4 protein-coding genes and 2 pseudogenes are annotated in these 7,426 nt (G+C 38.9%); 2 read left to right on the top strand and 4 right to left on the bottom strand.

Translation table 11 applies throughout. The features are described from left to right. The 3 genes and pseudogenes from QZT73_RS02685 to QZT73_RS02675 all read right to left on the bottom strand — a co-directional run. A pseudogene (locus QZT73_RS02685) lies at nt 1–114 on the bottom strand (type II toxin-antitoxin system YoeB family toxin); the annotation flags it as partial. Between the two features lie 128 nt (nt 115–242). Further along, a complete protein-coding gene (locus tag QZT73_RS02680; protein WP_291786479.1) occupies nt 243–461 on the bottom strand; it encodes a DUF2683 family protein in 219 nt (72 codons plus the stop codon). Nucleotides 462–636: 175 nt separating this feature from the next. Then, nucleotides 637–747, bottom strand: a pseudogene (locus tag QZT73_RS02675) (helix-turn-helix transcriptional regulator); the annotation flags it as partial. Nucleotides 748–1,829: 1,082 nt separating this feature from the next. Here QZT73_RS02675 and QZT73_RS02670 point away from each other — a divergent pair. Next, nucleotides 1,830–2,318, top strand: a complete 489-nt coding sequence (locus tag QZT73_RS02670) for a tetratricopeptide repeat protein (RefSeq protein ID WP_291786476.1) — start codon at nt 1,830–1,832, stop codon at nt 2,316–2,318. A 466-nt stretch (nt 2,319–2,784) separates the two neighbouring features. Continuing rightward, nucleotides 2,785–5,643, top strand: coding sequence for a PD-(D/E)XK nuclease family protein (locus tag QZT73_RS02665; RefSeq protein ID WP_291786474.1), 2,859 nt, complete (start codon nt 2,785–2,787; stop codon nt 5,641–5,643). Between the two features lie 29 nt (nt 5,644–5,672). On the opposite strand, the gene QZT73_RS02660 is transcribed toward QZT73_RS02665, so the two are convergent. Beyond that, nucleotides 5,673–7,241: a WG repeat-containing protein gene (locus tag QZT73_RS02660; RefSeq protein WP_291782837.1), complete on the bottom strand. Its 1,569-nt coding sequence runs from the start codon at nt 7,239–7,241 to the stop codon at nt 5,673–5,675. Nucleotides 7,242–7,426 lie beyond the last annotated feature (185 nt).

Raw genomic sequence — 7,426 nt, 5'->3', positions numbered from 1 at the left:
ATAAATCCGTACGGTTTGATTTTCCATGATTTTGTAAACAAGCCTGTGCTCCTGGCTGATCCTTCTTGACCAGTAGCCTGCTAGGTTGTGCTTTAGCAGTTCCGGTTTACCGGTGCCTGAAGTGGGGTGCTAGGTCAGTTCTTCCAGGAGTACAAGCATCTTTTTGAGCAAGGCCTTGTTGCCGGTTTTTTTATGGAAATCAATGTCTTTGATGGCCTGTCCGGAGAATTGGAGTTGGTAGGTCATTCTATGCCAAGGAAGCTTTTCAGGTCTTTCTTTTCAATCCCGGTAAAGTTGCCTTCTTCAAATTCCTGCTGGCTTTTTTCTATCTTGGCAACGAAATCAGGGTTGTACGGGCTTTCTTTTGCCACCTCAAATTTGATTTTAAGGGCCTTGGCAAAGGCCTTGAGGGCGTTTTCCTGCTCCTTGTTTTCGGTATGTATAATTATAGTATTGTTCATGTCGTCAAATTTACGAATCGTAAGCTTTTTTTGTTTTGGCATCCCTTAGAAAAGCATCCATCAAGGCCATCAAATGGCTTCTGTCTTCCGGTGTAAGTGCTTCAAGATCCTGAAGGCTTCTCAAGGGGAGTTTATCAAAAGTAGGCCGGGCAGTTTCGTCTACAAGGTGATCTACCGATACCTTGAATGCATCAGAGATTTTCTTTGTTGTCTCTACCGAGGGTAAGATTTCGTTGCGTTCATACTTGCCAATAGCTTCTTTTGAAGCTCCGATTTTTTTGGACAGTTTTGTCGCGACTAGCCATTTTGCTTGGGTAACTGTCCTATCCTGTTAATTATTTTAGTCATGATTACACCTTATAAATAGATGATTTTGCATTGATAATCCAAAAATACGCTAAAAAGATGCATAAAAAAGGCGAAAGTTGTTTTGTGTTTTGGGAAGCTTGAGGTGTAAGATAGGACCATGCAAAATTATTCCAAGTTCTTCGAGACCCGGATCTTTATCATAACAACCCAGCCTTTTTAAGCAGCTCGATGATCTGGTCTTTGGTCAGGTTGTCTAGCTGTCCTTTGTCATAGATATGCACCAGTTACACTTCCAGATCCCTAGTTAAAAAATAGGTGATTACCCTTGCACCACCGGATTTCCCTATTCCCTTAGAAAAAATGGAATTCCGGATTTTGTGAATGCCAATACCAAGGTCAGTTCCTGTAGTCGGGTTTTCAGAGAGTATGTCAATAAGCTGCCATAGGTCATCCTTAAGGGAAGGGTATTTTTTAGCCAGCTTTTTAAAGAGCTTTTTGAAATCAGGAGTAGGGATTACTTTATAACTTATTGAGAAATTCTTTGGCTGATTGCTTGGGCAGCTTGCCTTCCTTAATGAGTTTCACCTGATCAAGGCTACTTTGAAGCTCTTCCAATGCCTTTTCTTCCACATCTTCCACCTTTACTTAGTCTAATGTTTTGATGAAGTCAAGGAAGGCTTTGAATTTACTGTCAGCGATATTGAGTGTCAGCTGTTTCATGAAGAATAATTCTTTTTAGTTTTGAAATTAATATCAAATATAATAACCTTATCTGAGCTTAAAAAGTTGTTCTAATTTGAGGAGATATTGTCCGATAATTAATTAAGGTTAATTTTCTTTTTGCGAAAAAGAATTAAATTTATTGGCTTTTTATAATGAAAAGAAATTCTGATTTAGGTTTATCGAATTTTCTGAATTAAGTATGTTTTAATTTTCCTTTTACGCTTATGTTGAATTGTTTAAATATCTCCAAATTCCGATCCTTGGGAATGATTGCGTTTTTATTTATTTTCAGTCAAGGGACTGCTTCAGCTCAAGATTATATTCAATTCTTAGCAGATGAAGTCTGTCATTGCCTTGAAGCCAAAAGCAAAGCTTTATCATCGTAAGTGTATAGATAAAGCACCTGATGATCGTAATAATTACTTCAATTTGGGACTAGCTTACTTAAACAGTGGGAATCCAAAGATGGCCATTGATCAATTTAATGTTGCCTTTGAAAAGGAGAAACAGGATTCGGATATTACCTATTATCTCGCCATGTGCTATGAGCAAATGGAGGATTATATGGCCGCCTTGGAATACTTAGCGGCATCTTTGGAAATAGACCCCAGAAATGCATCCTATTATGACAAGAGAGCGGCCATATATGATATTCTTGGTCAATATGAAAAAGCTATTGAAGATTATCTGGTATCAATCAGTATTTACCCCAATGATTGTCAGATTCATCAAGAATTGGGAAGATTATTTAATCAAATAGGAAATGAAGAAAAGGCTGTCTATCAATTTCAAATGGCACAAGAAAAAGGATGCAGCAATCCATAAATCTTCTTCCTTCCCCAGGTCTATCCTAAGTATCATACTTAACTAGGGCTTGCTGAAAAAGTCTCAGGTATGCCAGCCCTTCCTATCGGTAGGCAAGTTCAAAGCGGGCGAATGAAGTTGTAAGCTTATACTTCGAATAAGCCCAATTAGAACCTGTCAAGTCGACAGGCAGGGATGGTATGCCTACTAGCCTGAAAATTTCGGATTTTTAAATTTTCAAGTGCACTCAATTCAAACTGGATCATTTAATAAGCTTGCACCTGCTTAAAAAGACAACGCTTAATAAATGGGGTATTCATCAAAATTTAAAGAAAATATTCTCCAATTGGCGTTTTTCAGCACGCCCTAATTATTCTCAGACAGTTTGCTTCGAAATACATCCCTAAATTTGGAAATGATTCCTCAGCCTCATTTCTTGCGTCAGGATGTTGTATAAAAACAAAAGGCCCCTAACTTCTTTCCATTCATGAACAGTTTTTTAAGAAATACAGCCCAAGACATTTTAAAAAAACACGAGACTTTACAGGATATTGTTATTGTGCTACCCAATCGCCGTGCGGGCTTGTTTTTTAGGCAACATTTGGGAAGCTTGATCCAAACACCCATTTGGATGCCTGAAATCAAGACCATTGAGGATGTCTTTTATCAGCTTGCAGGACAAAGACCAGCTGATAACCTTTCTCTTATTTTTGAACTCTATCAAGTATACCAAAACCTGAACAAGGAAGCGGAAAGTTTTGATCGTTTTTATTTTTGGGGAGAAATGATACTCAAAGATTTCAATGACTTGGATCAGTTTATGGCAGATGCAGGCAAACTCTACCATCATTTAACAGAGATCAAAACGCTTGAATCTGATTTGAGTTTTCTTTCTGAATCCCAAGTTGCAATGATCAGACAATTTTGGAATTCTTTCGAAAGACAGGACAGAAAACATCAGGAAAAATTTCTGAAATTCTGGCAGATACTAGGTCCATTGTACAAACAGTTTCAGTCAGCTTTGCAGGTTTCCGGACTTGCTTATTCTGGCATGTTATATAGAAAAGTTGCCAGTGGACTGGACACTTTAACAAAACCTGAAAAAATGCATGTTTTTGTAGGGTTCAATGCCTTTACCGGGACAGAGGAATTACTTATAAAACACTTTATTACCGAGTATGGGGCGGATATATATTGGGATATAGATACTTATTACCTGGATGATAAAATTCAGGAAGCAGGGATGTTTTTCAGGGAGTACCAAAATGATAAAATTTTCGGCCCCACCTTTCCCAAGGTCATTCCAGATCAAATAGCCTCGCATCAGGCAAAAATACAGACCTATGCTACACCCCTAAAAAGCAATCAGGCCAATCTCGTAGGAGCAATCCTGGAAAGCATAGGGCCAGAGGAAAATTGGGAAGAAACAGTGGTGATTTTGCCGGACGAACAAATGCTTTTTCCTATTTTACACGTTTTGCCTTCTTCCATCTCCAAGGTAAATGTAACCATGGGTTACCCGATTCGAAATGCTCCCGTTTACGCATTTTTGGAAGCGGTATTGGAGATGCAACGCTATCTGAAAATAGAAGAAGGGAAGGTCCTTTTTTACCACAAGCAGGTCAAAAACCTTTTAGCAAGTAGCTATCTCAATGGAGTAAACCCTGAATTTGCCAAAGAAATCCTAAAACAAATCCAGGAGCAAAACATGCTGTATGTCCCAATGTCCCAACTACAGTCAGGTGGGGAATTGCATGCACTGGTTTTTTGCAAAGTAAAATCTTCCCAGCTTTTTCAATTCCTGACAGACTTGATCAAAGTATTGGCAGGTAGGTTGGAAGAAGAACCACTGCAGCGTTCCTATCTGTTTCAATGTTACAAACAGCTGAATAGAATCGGGGAAGTATTGCAGGGACAGGATATACAGTCATTGGATTTGGAGTTTATGATCCGCCTTTTTAGGCAGATTTTCAGGGAAATAAAATTACCTTTTGAGGGAGAACCTCTTCAAGGTCTTCAGATCATGGGGGTATTGGAATCGCGGAATCTGGATTTTAAAAGGGTGATTGTATGCAATATGAATGAGGAAAGTTTTCCTCCCTCTGCGGGTCTGAATTCCATGATTCCTTTTAATATAAGAAGGGCTTTTGGATTACCTGTACAGGAGCAGAATGATGCTATTTATGCCTATACTTTTTACCGCCTTTTACACAGAGCGGAGGAGGTGCATATGATCTATATCACAGCCTCTGACCAAGGAAAAGCTGGCGAAAAAAGTAGGTATATCCAGCAAATGACGGTAGAAATGGGTATCGAAAACGAAGAACAAGTTGTTTTTGTCCCGATAGACCTCAAGGGTACGGGCCCCATCAGCATCCATAAAAAAAGGGATGTTCTCTTTAGCTTGGAGCGGTACAAAGTTAGCAATGATGGTACTTCCCAGACCTCTTTTTCACCTTCTGCCATTAACGTCTACATTGATTGCCGATTAAAGTTTTACCTGAAATACATTGCCGGACTCAATGAAAAAGAAGAAGTCAAGGAAGAGGTAGATGCTGCTGTTTTTGGAAATATTGCCCATTACAGTATGCAATATCTATATGAGGGTTTCATAGAAAGAAAAAATAGAAAGACACTCAATCCTGAGGATTTTGAAGACTTGGAGAAAAATTGGATATACCCTGCCATAGAAAAGGGGGTAAGGAAATTTTACAACCTGGGAGCCGAAAAGGATACACGGCTCAATGGACAAATAGCCATAGTGAGGGACGTACTTCATGGTTATATTGTCAGGCTTTTGGAAATAGATCAGTCCGCTTCTCCTTTTCAGATTCTTTCCATGGAAAAGGAACACCAGGCCATTTTTGGTGTGGAGGCACCCTATGGAGACTTTAAAGTCAGCTTAAAAGGATATATTGATAGGGTTGATTTACAAAATGAAAGTATTCGACTGATAGATTATAAATCAGGAGCAGATAAAAAGGATTTTTCTAAAATAGATGATCTCTTTGAACCTGCTATCAAAAATAGGAATAAAGCAGCCATGCAGACGCTTTTCTATGGTTTGCTGTATTCATCCATGCATCCTGAAAACATTAACCCGCTTAAGCCTGCTCTTTTTAATTTCAAGGAAGTATTCCAGGATGATTTCAATCCCTATTTACAGCAGGGTGAATCCCGCAAACCTAAAGTGGAGGTCAATGATTACAATGATTACAAAGTTGATTTTGAAAGCCATCTTAGTGCCAAGCTAGTCGAACTCTTTGATCCTAAAATCCCTTTCGATCAGACCGATGATCTGGACAAGTGCAAAATTTGTCCTTACATAGATATTTGTGGAAGGTAGAGTAGGAACCGATTTTTCTTCCACCCTGTTTAATTCACTGAACGCCTTTTCCTGCCGGATTTTTCTTCTTCCACCTGTAAAAACTGGTATTCATCCTCAGCAAGTATCTGTTTTGCACCCTGATCAAAAACGATACTTTTGTAGTAGATAGGGAGTAAGTAATCCCCATTTTCATCCATGATTCCAAATTTATCTCCTACGCGTACCAATACCCTGTTGAGGTCTTCTCTTCTGAGCTCCTCAAATTTTGGGGGCACAATCTCTTTGCCATCAGGTGCAATAAGACCAAATTTTTCATTTTCCTCAGAAATAAAATAATTGTCTGCTCCCAAGGAGATGCGTTCGTAGCCCTCTTCTAAAAGCAACTGCCCATTGCGATCTAAGATATTCTGCTTATTGCCAATCTTGACTACTGCAAACCCTCTTTTGAAATCAGCCACATGATTAAAAATAGCCCTTGAAATTATTTGTCCTTGCCTGTCGATGACTCCCCATTGACCATTTTCCTGAAAAGCCGCCAAGCCTTCAGTGAATTTTTTCACCCCATCAAATTGAGCAGGGATGATCCAATTACCTGACTTATCAATAAAACCATATTTTCCATCTTTAAGTGCTGGGAAAAGCCCTTCATTACCGGGAAGAATTTTTTCAATTGAATCTACAGGAGGAACTTCCCAACCTTTTGGACCCAATAAGCCCAACCTTTCATCCCGCATCCGCACATTAAAATGCTTATACCCAACACCGCTCACTTTTTCCATTCCAACTTGATCCAAAAGAATCCCGTCATTTTTCATCACCCTCCGGAGTTTACCATGGATAAATTCCAGCATTACACCATCTTCTAAGGTGATTTTGTGATAGGAGGAATAACTGATATCCGCTTTCCCTTCTCTACCTTTGATGAGCATATATTGGTTCCCATCAAAGGCATAGAAATAATCATCCTCCAAATGTACGATATGATCAATTACTGGCTTTAGCACATAATTTCCCTCCCTATTGATCATGCCATAACCTGATGCTTCTTTAGAAATGATGTAGTTTTCATTTACCTGATCCAATTTGTCGTATAATTTATCAGGATTTTCTGAAAGCGGAAGAAAAAAGCCCTGTGCGGTTTGGGCTATGACCTGTCCATTGATGGCAAGGGTTGCATTTTCGAAACTGCCAATGTGGGTTGTTTCCCTTGTGGAGTGGTCGTAAACCCAGTATTGATTTCCTTTTCTACCCAAAAGCCTGGTAAAAAAAGTCTGAATTTCATCATATTCACCTGAAAGGATCTCCTCACCATATTCATGGAAAGCGCCAAGACCCTCTTTTCCCTTAACAATGATCCAAGGCTGGTCATACAAATGAACCTTTTCAGCATTAAGGTCAATATATGGTTTGTACTCCCTGCTTAGCAATTTCACTTCATTATTTGCCGTACTGATCCTCACAGATTCACTGAGAATGGAAATTTGATCAAATTCCAATCTGGATTTTAATTTGAGATTCTGATCATAGACTTCGTAAGTTTGTGCAGTAAGTTCTGCCTGCATTCCAAGTACAAAAGCTAGCGTGACCGCAGCTCCCCAACACCATATTTGCTTCATAATAATTTCAATTCTGACATAAATTAAAGGTATTGTCAACAGAATTCAAGGTATGAAATGCATTTTATTTTAATATTGTCTCTTGAAATACAATTCATCAGCCAAATCCTTGAAAAATTCCTTCCAATTACCCTTATTTTTAATCACTCCCCTTTATTTTTTGGGCCTTCTTTTCATCGCCTATA

The organism is Cecembia sp. (genome assembly GCF_007126775.1).
GTDB lineage: Bacteria > Bacteroidota > Bacteroidia > Cytophagales > Cyclobacteriaceae > Cecembia.
The sequence above is the reverse complement of the archived record's forward strand: the minus strand, read 5'-3'. Positions and strand labels throughout refer to the sequence as shown.